The organism is Bradyrhizobium sp. LeoB3 (genome assembly GCF_055456055.1).
Genome location: NZ_JBVBEF010000135.1, coordinates 1 through 15478, shown reverse-complemented (window position 1 = coordinate 15478; position 15478 = coordinate 1). Strand labels below are relative to the sequence as shown.

The following is a 15478-nucleotide window of genomic DNA, read 5'->3' as shown; positions in this document are numbered from 1 at the left end:
CGATATTGTCGGGCTTTACCTGTCCCCACCGAACCGAGCCGTTGTCCTCAGCGTTGATGAAAAGAGTCAAATACAAGCACTCGATCGCGAGCAACCGGTCTTGCCGATGATGCCTGGCGTACCGGAACGTCGCACGCACAGCTACGTGCGGCATGGCACGACCACGCTTTTTGCCGCGCTCGACGTCGCTTCCGGGTTTGTCATTGGCAAATGCTACAAGCGCCATCGGGCGGTCGAGTTCTTGAAGTTCCTCAAAGAGATCGACGCTCGAATTCCTGAGGGGCTCGCTGTCCATATCGTCATGGACAACTACGCCACCCACAAGACGCCCAAGATCAAAGCGTGGCTCGCTCGCCGGCCACACTATCATGTTCACTTCACGCCGACTTCTGCGTCATGGATCAATCAGATCGAGCGCTGGTTCGCTGAGCTCACCAGAAAGCAAATCCAGCGAGGTGTTCACACCTCCGTCAGACAGCTCGAGGCCGACATCCGTACCTTCATCGAACGGCACAACAACAACCCGAAGCCCTTCAAATGGACCAAGTCCGCAGACCAGATCTTGGCTTCTGTCAAACGCTTCTGCCACAAAGCCCAGCAGACTTTATGTGGCGAACTTTAGATTCACGTGACTAGATTCTTGTTTTGACGCGTTTTCTGCGAACCGGTGTCCACTTCGCTCGAAAACGATAACGGTCGGTTTTTCCTGAACGCTCTAACGGGGCTGTCTTCAGTGTCGGTAGCAGCCGCTATTCGTGCAGGCTATGACTAGACAGGCTTGCCCCGGCAGCCGTTTCCAGAGGCGCGCGTCAGGCATTGGCGATCAGTGAAGCGATGTCCTCGAGTGGACGCCGGCTGAAGTCCTTCGCGAACTCGCCTATGATCTTGCCTCTCAGGTCGCGGTGGAAGTGCTTGCGCATCTCGCCCAGGGTCCTGGGATCGGAGACAACGACCAGGTGTTCTATGGTCCCGTCCAGGCTTAGCTTGTTCAGAAACGCGGCCGTCGCTGCCGCGAAGTCGTCTTCGACAAGCCGCCTGCCATCGGGGTTGGCAGAGCCGGTGTGATGGCGCGCACCCGAGCCTGAGCGGGCGGGCGCAGGCGGAGCCGCCGTGATCTCGACCAAGTGCATCCCAGGTTTCACGCCTGTATTGTGGAACAGGCGGATCGTCCGCCGTCAGCGACTGCGACTGTCGTACCGATAGGTAGAATCATCGAAAGACCTCCCGTTCACGATCCCGCATAACGCCGGCCGGTTATGATACTTGCATGCCGGCGCTCTGCGGCGCCTTTTCGATAAGCTGCAGGCGCGAAGCTCCCCAGAGCGGGGCAGTCCCAACGACGGCCGAAAGAATCGACGCGGCGAACACGGCGATCTTGGCGGCTGAGAAGTCGGTGGCTCTTGGAAACGCCTGCCCGGTGATGAAGAGCGACATCGTGAAACCGATGCCAGCGAGGGCTCCTGCCCCGGCCAACTGCCGCCACGTGTACTCCGCCGGCTTGCGCGGACCAGAACGCCTCGGGCGTCTGGGCAAGCTCAGCGAACTCGGCGGCCCGAAACGCAAGGCTGTTGTCCGTGAGCGGCCTGTGGCGGAAGGCGTAGCAGACGCGGTCGCCAAGTTGGTCGCGCGCTTGCGCGATGGGCTCGTCGGCAGCCCTGCAGTGCGGGCAAGCGTAGCTGCTGTACTCGACGAGCGTGATCTCGGCATCGGTGGGGCCAAGCACGTGGTCCGTCTCGTGGTCGACCGGACGGTCGAGGCGGCCGGGCGGGATTATGAGCTCCATCGCTGAGCCTCGGCGCGTGGCCGTGCAGCGTCGAGGAACTGACGGCTGAGCAACGCTGCTTGCGTGATCGCGTGCTGCATCTTGCTGACTGGCCTTGCGGTATGCGGCGTCGCTCGGGCGCTCGAGCAGCCGCAGGCCGCTGCCGATCACAGCGGGAAGGTTGTTGACGTCGTGGACCACGAACTGCGCTACGTCCCCGATCGCCCCCGCCTCCTCCGGCCTGCGGGAGGAGAACACGCCGCGTGTGTCGGACCGCGGGGCGGTCCGGCACAGGACCCCGGAGATCTCGCCGCCACGCCCGACGAGCGGAATCTCCATGAACCTGGACGCGATGAGGCCGCTGCCGTCGTGGCGGACGCTCCGCACCCTCGCACCGAATGTGCGCTGTACTCCAAGCGCGACGCCGGCGCTGTCCGCGAGCACGATGACATCCTCCAGCGGAGGGCTCTCGACGCGGGGGAAGGCAACGTGAGGTGTCTCTTTGATCTGCATGTCGGACCTCCTGGCTTGCGATCGTTCAATGGAACGCCGACTTCGGCCCGCAAAACGAGGGCGGGCGACTACAGCCCGAAGATTGAGTCTATGACGGTCTAAAGGAAAATCATCTCTCGCCATGGAGTCGATAGCCGACAGTTATCGGGAATGGCTGAGAGACGCTTGGCGCCGCTGCGGAGGGAGTGCGGCGCTTCCGTCTGCGAGCACTCGCCCGAGCGGAACTCTGGCCGACCGCGAAGAGATGTTCACGTGCCTACGGCCATCATAACGCGCGGCTATCGACTTCATGGCGTGATGTCATTTCCCATTCGCCGCGCGCAATCCCATGCTTACGAGCGTGAGCGGCAACCTTTCGCCGCCACTCCGACACCCGAACAAGGGTCCACAATCAGGAGGCTACAAATGTCAGTGAAGAAGCCGGTTCTCACGCCGCCCCAGGGCGGCGAGACGGTGACCTCGAGCGGGGGCTCAAGCGTCGAGATGAAAGTGGAGAGCAGCCAGACCGGAAGCGAATATGGCGCTGTCCTGTGGACGGTGCGGGCCGGGGAGGAGCCGCCGCTGCACACCCACTCGCGCGAGGACGAACTGGTCTACGTGGTGCAGGGGCAGCTAATCGCGCGGGTCGGCGATGCGCGCGTCGAGGTCGGGCCGGGCGCCTACGCGGCTCTTCCCCGCGGTGTGCCGCATACGATCGAGGTCGTCGGCGACCAGGCGACCCTGCTGCTCAGCTTCGTGCCGGGTGGGCTGGAGCGCTTCTTGGTCCCCCGGAAAGGCGAGAAGCCCGATCCGGCTGCTTTCGGCCTGACGTTCCCCTAGGCGGGACCGCGGCGCGGCGTTCGCGACCGTGCGCCCGCTCGGGCCCGGGTGCCGGCCGCGCGCGACCGCGCCAAATGATTGATTCCACGCGCCGGCCTAGGCGAGCGACAATGGCTCGAAGATTGGGTCTATGACGGCCTAAAGGAAAATCATCTCTCGCCATGAAGTCGATAGCCGACCGTTATCGGAATGGCAGAAAGACGCTTGGCATGCTGTGGTGCGAGTGCGGCGCTTCCCATCGGCGACTGCGAAGCGGTGTTCACGTGCCTACGGGCATCATAACGCGCGGCTATCGACTTCATGGCGTGACGTCATTTCCCATTCCCCGAGCGGAATTCCATGCTTCGCCGGTACCTTGCTCATCTAGCGCACAGCAGCTTAGCTTGTTGTGCGGGACTAAGCTCCTTTCACCCGCCGAGAGGAAATCCGCTATGGTCACTCGTGGTTTCACAGGCCGCCAATCCGGATCAGAACCATCGGACCGGATTCCCCCGGGACAGCACCTCGTCGACAATTTCCCGGTGCTTACGGCCGGCCCCACGCCGCGAATCGAGCCCGCGGACTGGACTTTCACGCTCAAGGTCGGACCTCGTCCGGTCAAAGCGTGGAACTGGTCGGAGTTCAACGCGCTCCCACGAACCAAGATGACGCGGGACATCCACTGCGTGACCTCGTGGTCGAAGCTCAACACCGCCTGGGAAGGTGTGGCCGTCGACGACATCCTCGCTGACGCCGGCCTTAGCGCACCCACTCCGTTTGCACTCGCACATTGCTATGACGGATACTCGACCAACGTGCCGCTTGCCGACCTCGCAACGGGGAAGGCGATGGTCGCGCTCAAGTACGAAGGCCAGCCGCTGCCGCGCGACCATGGGGGGCCGGCGCGCCTGCTCGTGCCGCATCTCTACTTCTGGAAGTCGGCGAAGTGGGTGAACGGGCTTCAGTTCACGGAGCGCGACGAGGCCGGCTTCTGGGAGCTGCGCGGGTACCACATGTACGGCGATCCGTGGAATGAGCAGCGATACACGAATGACTGAGGCGATTGCCGCAACCGCGCGATGGCAGAGCTGTGCGATTGTCGAGGTCGCGACGAGAACGCCGGCTATCAAGAGCTTCTTTCTCCGCCTCTCCGAACCGTTCGACTATACGGCCGGACAGCACGTTGACGTGCGGCTGACTGCGCCCAACGGCTACAGTGCCATGCGCAGCTACTCGATCGCCTCGGCCCCGAGCGATTCCAAGGTGATCGAGCTGGCGATCGAGCGCCTCCCGGACGGTGAGGTCTCCCCGTTCTTCCACGAGGTCGTCCAAGTAGGCGACACGATCGAGCTTCGCGGGCCGCTTGGCGGCCACTTTCTCTGGCCGGGGCCTTCCAACAAGCCAGTGCTCTTGATCGGCGCCGGCTCCGGAGTCGTGCCGCTCATGGCGATGATCCGGTATCGGAAGGCCAGCGGAGAGCCAGTGCCTGTCGCGCTGTTGCTCTCCTCCAGGACGTGGGATGACGTGCTGTTCAGGGACGAACTCCTCGAGCTCGAGAGGTCGCTTCCCGATTTCGTGCTGGCCTTCGCTCTGACACGCGAGCCTGCGATGCGCCGCACCGACTTCAGCAGGCGGATCGACGGCAGGATGGTCGCTGACGTCGCGGAGCGGCTGCCTGTGTCCCCCGGCTGCGCCTTCGTGTGCGGGGCGAACGCCTTCGTCGACATCGCGGCGGACGCCGCGCTCACTTTGGGACTGGAACCCAGCGCGATCAAGACCGAACGCTACGGCGCTTGAGAGACGATCCCTCTCGCGCCGCGGGAGGATGATTTTCGCTGAATGGAAGGATACGCAACAGTGAACAAAACGGGGGCTATGCGGATCCTGTCCAAGACGATCGATCTCGACGACTCAAAGATCTTCTGCTGCGAAGTCGGCGCGCATGGCGCGGGTACTCCGACATCGAGATCGACTTCTCGCAGCACTCTAGAAGTGGAATAAGACCATGTTTTCAGTGATTTTCGAAGTCCTCCCCAACAAAGAGAACTGGGATGACTACCTCGACAACGCCAAGATGCTGCGCCCTGAGTTGGAGCAGGTCGAGGGCTTCGTCGACAACATCCGCTACAAGAGCCTGACCCGCGAGGGCTGGATCCTTTCGCTTTCGAACTGGCGCGACGAGAAGTCGCTCGTCCGCTGGCGCACCCGCATGAGCCATCACGAGGTTCAGCAGAAGGGCCGCGACAAAATCCTCGCAGACTACCACCTGCGTGTCGGCCAGATCACAGCTGACAATCAGATACCCGCGGGGTACGCCCTCAACGAGCAGCGGCTCGACGAGACCGAGGTCGGGGAGGGAACGACGGTCACGCTGATCAACGCGACGCGCCCCGCGGAGTGGAAGCAGACCAACAACCCATACGACTGCGCCGAGTGGCTCGGACTGAACCCTTGGGCCGCCGACTGCACGTCCTGGGACATCTTCGACGCCGTGCTCGCGCCCGGCGACCTGATTCTGCTCATATCCTGGAAGGACGCCGCTGCAGCGCAGGCCTATGAGGACGCTTTCGCGCCGAATGACAAGGCAAGAATCCGGAGGGTGAGGATCGTCCGCCACTACGGGAAATACGACCGTCGCGAGGCGCCTCAATACTACGCAGATGCCAAGGGCGGCGAGACCCTCCGCGCCTGACACGGCTCCGTCGGGAAAGGCCAGCCTGCCGCGAGTTCGAGTCTGCGTTCGCCCTGCCACCCAGTCCCGCACTTTCGCCAAACTTCGTGGGAAACAGACGTATTGGCGGTTGACGAATTGTCGTTGAGGCTTGCTGCGGCTTGTTGCCGAACGATTGATCTCAGCGCTGACGATCATGCCATGGGATCGCGTACACTTGGCGTGGCGGCCCGTCCGACTCTCGCACACCTCGCAGCGCACTGGCCGGCTCTCAGAAGTTCCGGAAAGCGTGTCCGTGCGTCCAAATCAATGGACCGAGCCGTTCCAACGTGTGCATGCAAGTAGCATCTACGCCCCATGATTGCGACGTGCCCATCACGTCGTCGAGTGCAAAGGCTCGTCAGTATCGACAGCCGCACCTTGACGGAGAACAACCCATGGAGCTTCATCAGGTTCGCTACTTCCTCGCCGTCGCGTCCACACTCAACTTCACCCGCGCGGCCGAGCAGTGCAATGTCACGCAGCCCGCCCTGACCAAGGGGGTGCAGAAGCTCGAGCAGGAACTCGGCGGCCAGTTGATCTACCGCGAACGCCAGCTGACCCAACTCACCGATCTTGGAAAGGAAGTCCTTCCGATGCTGGAGCGCACACTGGCCTCGGCAGAGGCGGTGCGTCGGAGGGCACAGGAGTTCCAACGCAAGGACGTCGCGCCACTGAAGATCGGCCTCGCCCCATCCATCTCGGCGTCGCTCGTCCTCGATCCGATCGCGGAGATCGCAAAGTTCGTCCCTGGGCTTCACGTCGAGCTGCGCGAGGGCGCAGCGGAGAAGCTCGTCGATCTCTTGCTTGAGGGGGAGATCAACGCCGCAATGGTCGGCGACGTGCAGGACGTGCCTGCCCGCATCGACGACTGGTCGCTGTTCGAGGAGCGCTATGTCGTGGTTCTCGCGCCGACACACCGGCTCGCAAATCGTCGGTCGATCGGCATCGACGACCTCCGTGAGACCATCTTGCTGGAACGCGCCGACTGCGACGTCGCCGCGAAGATCCAGCAATCATATTTCCCCGAGGAACCGCCCCAACTCGGTCACTGCAGCGGTCACGACTTGCATCTGCAGCATATGGCCGCCGCTGGCTTCGGCGTGATACTCGCGCCCGAGCACATGCCACGCCTTCCGACACTTAAGACCATTCCGCTCGAAGGCGACCCGGTTTCGCGGGAGGTGCGGCTACTGGCTGTGCAGGGGCGCCGCTACTCGCCGGCGCTGGACGCTTTCGTCAAGGTCGCGCGGCTTCGCGACTGGTCGGTCGAAGTCGCCGACCGGGACGTGCCGCACGCGACGGTCCCGGAGGTGGCGAGGGCGCCCGCATGACCACGACACGCGCGCCGGCGGCCAATTGTTTCCAACCAATCGATCCTCAGCCTGATGACTCCCCACCGATGCTAAACCAGACCGACAAGACACTCACCCGGATTCGCACCGAGCTGCTGACGACGTTCAGTGCCGCGGACTGGGAGTTATACAACCACCTCGTGGCCTGGCTCCGCGATACAGACGTGGCATCGCACGCGTTGAAGGTCGGAGACGACGCGCCGGAATTCCTCCTGCCGGACGCCGACGGCCGTCTCCACTCCTCCGAACAGCTGCGCCGCAACGGCCCCCTCGTCCTGAGTTTCTTTCGAGGCGGCTGGTGTCCGTTCTGCAGCGCGGAGCTCTGCGCCCTCCAGGCGGCGAAGGATGAGTTCGAGAGCATCGGCGCGACCCTCGCAGTCGTGACACCCGAGACGAGGGACTTCCCGCGGCAGCTCAAGCGGAGTCTCGGCTTGGACCTGAAGGTACTCTCCGACGTCGACTACGGCGTTGCCATGTCGTACGGCGTGCTGTTCCGGGTGCCCGACGAGATCAAGGCGCACTATTCCGGGCTAGGGTTCGACTTCGGCGCCCGGCACGGATCACCGGTGTGGATGTTGCCCATTCCCGCGACCTACGTGATCGACGCAGAAGGCCGGATCCGCAGCGCGTTCGTCGAGCCCGACTTCACGATACGGGAGGAGCCGGCGCAAATCTTGGCCTCGCTGCGCCAGGCCGCTTTCACGTCCAAGTGAGGGAGGCAGAAGGTGGAAAGCGACATCCGGGACAATCCGGCGATGACCCGGTTTGAAATGTTCCTCGGCGACGGCGCGCTCGCAGTCGCCTACTACAAGATCGAAGACGGTCGCGTCGTCCTGCTCCACACGGAGGTGCCACAAGAGCTATCCGGCCTGGGGTACGGATCGAGGCTGGCGCATGGCGTTTTCGAAGCGTTGCGACGCGACGGGAAAAGAGTAATCGCGAAGTGCCCCTTGATGTCCTCCTACGCCGCCCGGCACCCTCCTCGACGGCTGATCGCGGACGGACGGGACGCCAGCGTGTACAGCGATTTTGGATGACGATACCTCGCGCCTATAAAATGCATGTCCAAAGGGAATTTCTAATTTCGTCGTCGGCGTCCGATTGTTGGGCCTGCTAGGCCGGCCGAGCAAACGCGGTCGCCTCCACAGCGATTGAAACAGTGATTGAAGCCGTTGCGCCGAGTCATCGTGCCGCGCGCGAGTAGCAAAGGAGATCCCCATGAAATTATCGAGGACCGTCGGCTTGGCCGTCGCCGTCTCGCTGGTCGTCGGCACCGTGGTAGCACTCGCGCAGATCAGCGGAACTGCTCCGGCCGGCCCGACCGCGAACGTGGTGGACGCCGCCGGGCACCTGCGCGTGCCGGCGGACTACCGAACCCTCTACCAAGCGCTCGGGAGCTGGGCGATTGCCGCCGACAACGTCCAGGGCTCGAAAGAAATCCACGCCGTCTACGCATCCCCGGGGGCGATCGACGCCTACCGGAAGACCGGGCACTTCCCGGACGGCGCTGTGCTGGTGAAAGAGGTCTTCGAGACTTCGACGAACGAGATGACCACCGGCACGGTAAGCCACGCCGACAAGCTCAAGGGTTGGTTCGTCATGGTGAGAGACAGCAAGGGAACGCACCCCGGCAACCCCTTGTGGGGCGACGGGTGGGGATGGTCGTGGTTCGACGCGGACAAGCCGCTCAAGACCACCTCGACGGACTACCATTCCGATTGCCAGGGGTGCCACGTGCCGGCCCAGGCCACGGACTGGATTTATGTGAATGGATATCCCGCCCTGCGTCACTAGGCGACCGTATGCGTGGACGCTCTCCTCTTGCTGCGGTTTCGCGGGGGTCATGCCGACAAGCTGGTGCGGCAAGAAGATTGGAGAGCCTATTGTGACCATTCGTTTCAGTTATCGACCTTTCCGGTCCGACCCGACGTTCAGAGTACAAACGAGCGCATGGAGTTCGACGTGTCTTTCTCGGTCTATGACATCACGGTCCCTGTCATGGTGCACGGACTGAACGTGATGGACGACTATCTCGACTACGCCCAAGCGCTCGAGCGAACCAAGGGGATTGAGCCTGGAAGGATCCTTGGCGAGCGGCTTGCGTCCGACATGCTGACTTTCGGAGAAAAGTTTTCCGTAAGCTGCAATAAGGTCGATGCGCACATGGCGAAGCTGATGCAGCGCGACACGCGCCAGGACCCCACAACACCGTCATGATGTACCCGGCATTGAGGGAGCGGCTCCCTCGAGACCCTCGGCTTCTGCAAAACGTGCAGCCGGACGAGATTGCCGGCGCGCGGTCGCACACGTACGAGCTGACGCCGCCTATCGTGCGCGGGTGGTTCGGCGGCGACGACTACATCAGGCACTTGGTGCTACCCGACTTCTTCTTCCACATCTCGATTGCGCACGCGATCCTTCGGCACCTCGGAGCGAAGATCGGAAAACGCGACTACCTCGGCAACCACACTCAGCAGAGCGGCGGCGACTACTCGTGAGAGGCGCTTGAGGCGCCGGGCATGGCCCGAGGCCTTCAAGACAAGAAAGCAAGTTCAGGGGACGCCGATAGTGAGCGAGTTGCAAGAGGTCATTGGCGCGCTGCAAAGCGAAGCGGACTTCGGGGCTGGAGGCGCGAATTGCATGAGTTTCCATGAGACGTTTCGGCGAGACAACGCCATGCATATGATCGACCTGCTCGCAAGCGGGGTTGCTCACGACTTTAATAATAGATTGCAGAGCATGGCCAGCGCCCTCAGCATGATACGCGTGCGCGTTGCCGCCGGGTGCACGTCTGACCTCGGTTCTCTCATAGAAGTTGCGGAACGGTCACTCGTTAGCGCCAGCGACCTCGCGCATCGTCTTATGACTGTTGCGCGTAAAACGGTTCGTCAATCAGACAATCTATTTCACCTTAACGATGCCCTCCTTTCAATGAGTGATCTGCTGCGCTGCGTCGTCGGAGAAGGAATCGTGCTACGCTTGGCTTTATCGGATTCAGCAACTCGGATCCGATGTGATTCTCACCTGCTCGAATGCGCGATTATAAACCTTGTGATAAACAGCCGAGACGCAATGCCCAAGGGAGGTATCATTACAATCGAGACCAGGAAGACTTACTCGCCCAAAGGCGACGATGGCCAAGAGTATGTTTCCCTATGCGTCACTGATTCTGGATGTGGCATTACCTCCGACGTCCTGGAAAAGGTATTTGAACCATTCTTTACGACGAAGCCACAAGGCGTCGGAACCGGGCTTGGACTTCCAATGATACGCCATTTTGTTGATCAGGCGCGCGGCCACATTGAAGTTCACAGCATGCCGCAACAGGGCACATGCATAAAGCTCTACTTACCGACTGCCGCCGAAAGCTGAGAGTATGCGCAAAGTCGGCGGCCGAAAGGCCGCGTCAGAGATTGCATTCTGATGGGCGGCGTCGAATGTTTAACGGCATCTCAGCGCCGCTGGGCAATGCTCTGCATCTTGCTTGGACTTGGCCTAAGTTCCCTCGGAAGCGCGATCGTGAATATCGCCTTACCCAATATCTCGCGTTCATTCGCTAGTGGTGACGCGGCGACCGTTTGGGTCGTGAATGCCTATCAGCTTTCGGCAACAGTCTGCTTGTTGCCCGTCGCAAGTCTGGTCGAGTCACTCGGTCTGAAGCGCGTTTATGCCGCGGGTCTAGCTATTTTTGTTCTCGCGTCGTTAGGTTGCGCTTTCGCTCCAACATTACCGATGCTGGTGAGTGCGCGCTTGATTCAGGGTATCGGAGCGGCCGGGGTTTCTGTGGCCGGCGTTGCATTTGTACGCGTGATCTATCCGCACCGCATGGTCAGTAAGGGCCTCGCGATGGTCGCATTAGCGGTGGCGATACCTGGAGCATTAGGGCCTACCATCGCGGCGACAATACTTGCCGTGGCAAAATGGCCCTGGTTGTTTCTGGTGAATGTGCCATTCGGACTCGCGGTACCGCTATTTATTGCCGCTGCACCATCAGACGTTCGGGTTCCTCGCCCTCTCGATCTGATCGGGGCCGCTCTCAATGCGCTGGCGTTCGGGCTTTTCGTCGTCGGTGTCGGTACGCTGGGTATTGGCGATGGGCGCATTGCGATGGGAGAGATCGTCGCAGGTCTTTTCTGCTTCAGCCTCTTCGTTCGACAACAGCTCCAGCACCCTATGCCGATGCTGCCATTCGATCTTTTCCGTATACCTCTGTTTACACTATCGGCGTGGACATCTGTCTGCTCCTATGCCGCACAAATCCTGGCTTACGTCTCCTTGCCGTTTCTATTTGAGGCGGGGATGCATCTTTCGGCCGTGGAAACAGGCTTTCTCTTGACGCCCTGGCCGGTCATGACTGCCATCACGGCTCCAATCGCCGGCCGCTTGACAATCCGCTACCCCGCCTCGGTGATTTGCAGCATTGGCTTGGCATTGTTGGCGGCCGGTTTGCTTCTGACGGTCTTCTTGCCGACAACTCCGGCGAAGTGGGATGTCGTTTGGCGCCTCGCCCTTTGCGGTATCGGCTTTGGCCTTTTCCAGACCCCGAACAACACTGCGATGATGACGGCTGGACCCATAGGGCGCAGCGGGGCGGCGAGTGGGATGAATGCCGCGGCTCGCTACGTCGGATGGTCACTTGGTTCCGCCTTGGTCTCGCTGATCTTCGGCTTGGGCGGAGATCATGGCGAGGTCTTTTGTCTTGTCGCCGGAATGGCCTTCGCTCTGATGGGAGCCGCTACCAGCAGCGCCCGTCGGTTCAGATAGCGTCAAAATGCGGGACGCCAGCACCTCGTCGAAAGTTGCGTGGCCATGTCCGGACATGGGATTTCGGTACATAGAGCATACAACACCTATCCCTTAGCGGCCGAGATCACCAACACCCCGCCCCGTGGCGAATGTTTCCCTCCGTTAGAATGGGATCGAATACGGCCTCTCCCTACCCCCGCTGCAGCACCAGGGCCGTCAGCTCGTTTGGCATGTCGAGCATCACATCATGCCCGCACGCAAACTCCTCTCGCCACCAGCGGCGTTCTCCTGCGAGGTCGTAAAAGCTGTCGAAATAAGGGCTGTCATAGCTCCGCGCCCGGATGTATCCGATGTTTGGAATCGCGTCACAAGCGCCGCTGATCTGCGCCGGCGCTTCGAAAGTGGACAATGGCTGCGCCGTGCACTGTCGGTCAACCCAATCGGCGTCTGCCGCGTTCACTGCCAATAACGATGCCGGAGGCGGCGGAACCTTCCAGCCATCGCCGTTCGCCGCGGCGAGTTCTCGGAAATTCTTGCCCTTATCGGGTACGTAGTCGAAAAGAGTTTTGCCGTTGTTTGGCACAAAGGCATCGAGGTAGATCAACGAGCGAATCCGGTCCGACATCCGGTCGGCGACGTGACGCACGACAAATCCAGCATAGGAATGTCCGACCAGGACGATGTCGCGCAGTTCTTCCCAAGCCATGAGGTTGGTGACATCCGCGATGTGTGTGCCGAGGCTGACCTCACGGCTCAGGAGATGCGACCGTTCTCCAAGACCGGTCAGCGTCGGCGTGAACACCCGGTGGCCTTTTGAGGCCAGGAGGCGGCGCACGCGAGTCCAGCACCAACTGCCGTGGAACGCGCCGTGGATCAGAACGTAATCTGTCATTCTAAGCTTCTCCCGAGCCGCCCGCTATGGCCACGGCTGGCGTCGGTGTTGTTGCAGCAATAATGGCGCCGCAGATCGAAGTCGCAGCGGCTACGACGAGACCGACCTTGTAACCGGACTCGAAAGACGCGACACCGGCGGCCAGGGCCGCGCCGACAAGTTGCGCAATCCGGCTCGCGGCATTGTTGACGCCGGAGGCGAGCCCTTCGTCCGTCTGGTCAACACTCGACATGACGGACGCGGTAAGCGGCGCCACGAGCACGGCGAAGGACAGGCCAAGCAGCGCCATCGGTACGATCACGCCGAGCATCAAGGCTTCTTTCTGACCAAGCGCCATCCAGACGTAGGCCAGTGCGGCACCTGCCGGTCCCGCGATGAGCATGGTCCGCGCGCCAATCTTGTCCGCCAAGCCACCGAAGACATTCGACAAGAGCCCTACGCCGAGCGTGAAGGGCAGGAATGCCAGCCCGGCATCGGTCGACGACAGGGCGCGGCGATCGACGAGGTCAAAAGGCAGCAGGAAGAACATGATCGAAATCCCCGTATAGACCATCAGGGTCGCGACGTTCAGTCCGAGGAAAGCGCGGTTCTCTACCAGACGGGGCGGCGTCATCGGGTGTGCGCTTCCGCGCTCCCAGATCGCGTAGACGGCGAGCCCGACAATGCCGAGCCCGGCGACGATCGTGAGCGCCGTGGTCGTCCGGGCGGAAGCGCCCGCGGCCGCCCAAGCTTCACTGGGTCCGATTTGGCTGAGCGCCCAGGCAAGCGCGCCGAGTGCCGAAGCTAGGATCGCGGCACCAATCACGTCGAACTGGCGCTGGATGCGGCCATCTTTGGGCGCGAAGACCAGCAGTACTCCCACTGCTAAGAGCGCGAGCGGCGGGTTGATCCAGAACAGGGATGGCCAGCCAAAGGTCTCAGTCAGCCAGCCGCCCAAGACAGGACCTCCGGCGGTGGTGAGAGCCGATGCGGCGGCCCATACGCCGATCGCCCGGTTCCGCTCAGCGCGCGGATAGGTGGCGCCGATCAGGGCGAGGCTGGCGGGGGTGACAATCGCCGCGGCCGCTCCCTGCGCGACGCGGGCAGCGATCAGCCAGGCCGGCGAAGGCGCCAGTGCGCAAGCCGCGGACGCCAGACCAAATAGGACGCAACCGAGCCCGAGCATGCGCGCCTTCCCATAAACATCCGCGAGCGCGCCGCCGATCAATGTCAGCGAGGCGAGCGCCAGCATATAGCCGTTGAGAACCCATTGAACGGAGGCGAGGTCCGCTCCGAAGTCAGCCCGCAATCTCGGTAACGCAACGGGCAGCGCTGTCGCATCGATGAACGCCATCGAGGACGCGATTACACAGGCCGCGAGCACCATGCGCCGGCGCCGAGGCCGCGCTTCCCGCCCGAGCTCTCGCGGGCAGGGTTCTGCATCGATAACGCAACGGCCGCACTGCTCTACAAACGGCTGCGCCTCGTGGTGGCAAGCTCGCCAACTCTGGTTTGTAGGAGTGGTCATTCGCGGTCTCGTTTTGGGTTGTAGGTACTTCTGACAGCGGCCTTACATCGTGGCGGTCGCCACCCGGCGAGGGAAATCGCCTCTTGCCATGGAATCGATAGACGATCGTTATTGCCTCGCCGCGCGGCGTGAGGCCGCCGCGGTCTGCGCAACTTGCCTTGATTTACGAATAGCAGAGAGGGCCGTCGCAGCAGCATTCTCCGCTGCTATGGAAACTATACATGCCGGCTATTGGAAAATTTCGTCCCGCGCTGCGATCAATGCTTAGCACTGTCGCAGATTTCATCGAGTAACGCCCAGGGTAGTCTCGGACGGATATTACTCAATTGCGTAGGAAAAAGTATGGTCGTGGAGAAAAAAGGTAGGCGCCTTACCCCACTGGTCGCCGGAGCGGTTTCCAGCGCAGTTGCCATAACAGCTGTATTCGCGCAGTCCGAATCCAATCACGCCAACGCACCGACGAGCAAGCGCTATCTCCCGGAATATACCGCGTCCGGTGACTTGATCCTGCCGAAGGACTTCAATGAGTGGGTGTTCGTCGGCTCACCGCTCACTCCCAACGCGCTGAACGGCGGGAAGGCCAACTTTCCTGAATTTCACAACGTTTATATCGAGCCGGGCTCATACGAGATCTACAAGAAGACAGGTGAGTTTCCGGAGGGAACGATCTTCTTCAAGGAGCTGCAGCTGACGCTCCCAGCCGAGAACCCGGATGGATCGCGCACCGAAGCCTCCGGGCGAGGCTTCTTCCCCGGAAAACTGAACGGCGCAGACGTTACGGTCAAGGATAGCAAGCGCTACGCCGACACTGGAGGCTGGGGTTACTACAACTTCAATCACCACGAGCCGAAGGCACCGACAGCCGAGCTGCAGCCAAAGTCCGAATGCGCGTTCTGCCACATGGCAAGCGCTAAGAAAGACGACGTCTGGACCCAATTCTATCCGCTGCTGGACAAATGAAATGGTCAACAAACGCTACCGGTTCACCAACACAGGGATGCCGCTGGCATGAGATGTCGAACGGGCTCTTATCGCTGGAACATATCCAGCAAAGAGGCAAACAACCGAGGAGACAATTCACATGAAAGCGATTGTGGTAACGGACCAGGCTGCGGGAGCGGCGGGGATGAAGCTGGTGGAGCAGCCCGAGCCGCAGGCAGCGATAAACGACGTCGTCGTTCAGGTTCATGCGTCG

At 61.6% G+C, this 15478-nt stretch carries 17 protein-coding genes and 3 pseudogenes; 15 read left to right on the top strand and 5 right to left on the bottom strand.

Annotated features, from left to right (window positions below; all coding sequences use genetic code 11):
* Positions 1-622 (top strand): annotated as a pseudogene (locus ACZXDY_RS41200) (IS630-like element ISBj5 family transposase); the annotation flags it as partial.
* Between the two features lie 187 nt (positions 623-809).
* Here the strand turns inward: ACZXDY_RS41200 and ACZXDY_RS41195 are convergent.
* The 3 genes and pseudogenes from ACZXDY_RS41195 to ACZXDY_RS41185 form a co-directional block, all read right to left on the bottom strand.
* The gene (locus tag ACZXDY_RS41195; protein WP_464349422.1) at positions 810-1124 is read right to left on the bottom strand and encodes a baeRF12 domain-containing protein; all 315 of its coding nucleotides are present in this window, start codon (positions 1122-1124) and stop codon (positions 810-812) included.
* A gap of 130 nt (positions 1125-1254) precedes the next feature.
* Positions 1255-1473, bottom strand: coding sequence for a Na+/H+ antiporter NhaA (locus ACZXDY_RS41190; protein WP_464349423.1), 219 nt, complete (start codon positions 1471-1473; stop codon positions 1255-1257).
* 49 nt (positions 1474-1522) lie between these two features.
* Positions 1523-1783, bottom strand: a pseudogene (locus ACZXDY_RS41185) (DsbA family protein); the annotation flags it as partial.
* Positions 1784-2680: 897 nt separating this feature from the next.
* Between ACZXDY_RS41185 and ACZXDY_RS41180 the strand changes: the two are divergent.
* From ACZXDY_RS41180 to ACZXDY_RS41125, 12 genes are all read left to right on the top strand, one after another.
* Positions 2681-3094: a cupin domain-containing protein gene (locus tag ACZXDY_RS41180; RefSeq protein WP_028167120.1), complete on the top strand. Its 414-nt coding sequence runs from the start codon at positions 2681-2683 to the stop codon at positions 3092-3094.
* A gap of 431 nt (positions 3095-3525) precedes the next feature.
* Entirely contained in the window at positions 3526-4131 is a 606-nt protein-coding gene (locus ACZXDY_RS41175; RefSeq protein WP_028167121.1) for a sulfite oxidase-like oxidoreductase, read from the top strand.
* Entirely contained in the window at positions 4124-4870 is a 747-nt protein-coding gene (locus ACZXDY_RS41170; RefSeq protein WP_464349421.1) for a ferredoxin reductase, read from the top strand. Before ACZXDY_RS41175 ends, ACZXDY_RS41170 begins: the two co-directional genes overlap by 8 nt.
* A 208-nt stretch (positions 4871-5078) precedes the next feature.
* Positions 5079-5765, top strand: a complete 687-nt coding sequence (locus tag ACZXDY_RS41165) for an antibiotic biosynthesis monooxygenase family protein (RefSeq protein WP_028167123.1) — start codon at positions 5079-5081, stop codon at positions 5763-5765.
* Positions 5766-6181: 416 nt separating this feature from the next.
* The gene (locus ACZXDY_RS41160; RefSeq protein ID WP_464349420.1) at positions 6182-7117 is read left to right on the top strand and encodes a LysR family transcriptional regulator; all 936 of its coding nucleotides are present in this window, start codon (positions 6182-6184) and stop codon (positions 7115-7117) included.
* Positions 7114-7851 (top strand): peroxiredoxin-like family protein, encoded by a 738-nt coding sequence (locus tag ACZXDY_RS41155; RefSeq protein WP_464349419.1) that lies wholly within the window; start codon positions 7114-7116, stop codon positions 7849-7851. Before ACZXDY_RS41160 ends, ACZXDY_RS41155 begins: the two co-directional genes overlap by 4 nt.
* A 12-nt stretch (positions 7852-7863) precedes the next feature.
* Positions 7864-8175, top strand: coding sequence for a GNAT family N-acetyltransferase (locus ACZXDY_RS41150; RefSeq protein WP_464349418.1), 312 nt, complete (start codon positions 7864-7866; stop codon positions 8173-8175).
* A 181-nt stretch (positions 8176-8356) separates the two neighbouring features.
* A complete protein-coding gene (locus ACZXDY_RS41145) occupies positions 8357-8932 on the top strand; it encodes a cytochrome P460 family protein (protein ID WP_464349417.1) in 576 nt (191 codons plus the stop codon).
* Positions 8933-9100: 168 nt separating this feature from the next.
* Positions 9101-9355 carry a DUF1993 family protein gene (locus ACZXDY_RS41140; RefSeq protein WP_464349416.1) on the top strand — a complete coding sequence of 85 codons (255 nt, stop codon included), beginning with the start codon at positions 9101-9103 and terminating at the stop codon, positions 9353-9355.
* Positions 9352-9636 carry a DUF1993 family protein gene (locus ACZXDY_RS41135; protein ID WP_464349415.1) on the top strand — a complete coding sequence of 95 codons (285 nt, stop codon included), beginning with the start codon at positions 9352-9354 and terminating at the stop codon, positions 9634-9636. Before ACZXDY_RS41140 ends, ACZXDY_RS41135 begins: the two co-directional genes overlap by 4 nt.
* Before the next feature lie 70 nt (positions 9637-9706).
* Positions 9707-10510, top strand: a complete 804-nt coding sequence (locus ACZXDY_RS41130; protein ID WP_464349414.1) for a sensor histidine kinase — start codon at positions 9707-9709, stop codon at positions 10508-10510.
* 51 nt (positions 10511-10561) lie between these two features.
* Complete coding sequence (locus ACZXDY_RS41125) at positions 10562-11902, top strand: MFS transporter (protein ID WP_464349413.1); 1341 nt, start codon at positions 10562-10564, stop codon at positions 11900-11902.
* Between the two features lie 172 nt (positions 11903-12074).
* Here the strand turns inward: ACZXDY_RS41125 and ACZXDY_RS41120 are convergent, their stop codons facing one another.
* Both ACZXDY_RS41120 and ACZXDY_RS41115 read right to left on the bottom strand, forming a co-directional pair.
* The gene (locus ACZXDY_RS41120) at positions 12075-12776 is read right to left on the bottom strand and encodes an alpha/beta fold hydrolase (RefSeq protein WP_028167129.1); all 702 of its coding nucleotides are present in this window, start codon (positions 12774-12776) and stop codon (positions 12075-12077) included.
* A 1-nt stretch (position 12777) separates the two neighbouring features.
* Positions 12778-14142 (bottom strand): MFS transporter, encoded by a 1365-nt coding sequence (locus ACZXDY_RS41115; RefSeq protein WP_035691630.1) that lies wholly within the window; start codon positions 14140-14142, stop codon positions 12778-12780.
* A 483-nt stretch (positions 14143-14625) separates the two neighbouring features.
* Here ACZXDY_RS41115 and ACZXDY_RS41110 point away from each other — a divergent pair, with 483 nt between their 5' ends.
* Together ACZXDY_RS41110 and ACZXDY_RS41105 are read left to right on the top strand one after the other, a co-directional pair.
* On the top strand, positions 14626-15243 hold the full coding sequence (locus ACZXDY_RS41110) for a cytochrome P460 family protein (protein ID WP_464349412.1): 618 nt from the start codon (positions 14626-14628) through the stop codon (positions 15241-15243).
* A 121-nt stretch (positions 15244-15364) separates the two neighbouring features.
* A pseudogene (locus ACZXDY_RS41105) lies at positions 15365-15478 on the top strand (NADP-dependent oxidoreductase); the annotation flags it as partial.

What these genes read in the sequence shown, in the direction of transcription:
- ACZXDY_RS41180 (WP_028167120.1), top strand. Translation starts at nt 2,681, where the DNA reads ATGTCAGTGAAGAAGCCGGTTCTCACGCCGCCCCAGGGCGGCGAGACG.
- ACZXDY_RS41120 (WP_028167129.1), bottom strand. Translation starts at nt 12,776, where the DNA reads ATGACAGATTACGTTCTGATCCACGGCGCGTTCCACGGCAGTTGGTGC.
- ACZXDY_RS41110 (WP_464349412.1), top strand. Translation starts at nt 14,626, where the DNA reads ATGGTCGTGGAGAAAAAAGGTAGGCGCCTTACCCCACTGGTCGCCGGA.
- ACZXDY_RS41145 (WP_464349417.1), top strand. Translation starts at nt 8,357, where the DNA reads ATGAAATTATCGAGGACCGTCGGCTTGGCCGTCGCCGTCTCGCTGGTC.
- ACZXDY_RS41160 (WP_464349420.1), top strand. Translation starts at nt 6,182, where the DNA reads ATGGAGCTTCATCAGGTTCGCTACTTCCTCGCCGTCGCGTCCACACTC.
- ACZXDY_RS41175 (WP_028167121.1), top strand. Translation starts at nt 3,526, where the DNA reads ATGGTCACTCGTGGTTTCACAGGCCGCCAATCCGGATCAGAACCATCG.
- ACZXDY_RS41135 (WP_464349415.1), top strand. Translation starts at nt 9,352, where the DNA reads ATGATGTACCCGGCATTGAGGGAGCGGCTCCCTCGAGACCCTCGGCTT.
- ACZXDY_RS41170 (WP_464349421.1), top strand. Translation starts at nt 4,124, where the DNA reads ATGACTGAGGCGATTGCCGCAACCGCGCGATGGCAGAGCTGTGCGATT.
- ACZXDY_RS41155 (WP_464349419.1), top strand. Translation starts at nt 7,114, where the DNA reads ATGACCACGACACGCGCGCCGGCGGCCAATTGTTTCCAACCAATCGAT.
- ACZXDY_RS41165 (WP_028167123.1), top strand. Translation starts at nt 5,079, where the DNA reads ATGTTTTCAGTGATTTTCGAAGTCCTCCCCAACAAAGAGAACTGGGAT.
- ACZXDY_RS41125 (WP_464349413.1), top strand. Translation starts at nt 10,562, where the DNA reads ATGGGCGGCGTCGAATGTTTAACGGCATCTCAGCGCCGCTGGGCAATG.
- ACZXDY_RS41115 (WP_035691630.1), bottom strand. Translation starts at nt 14,142, where the DNA reads ATGGTGCTCGCGGCCTGTGTAATCGCGTCCTCGATGGCGTTCATCGAT.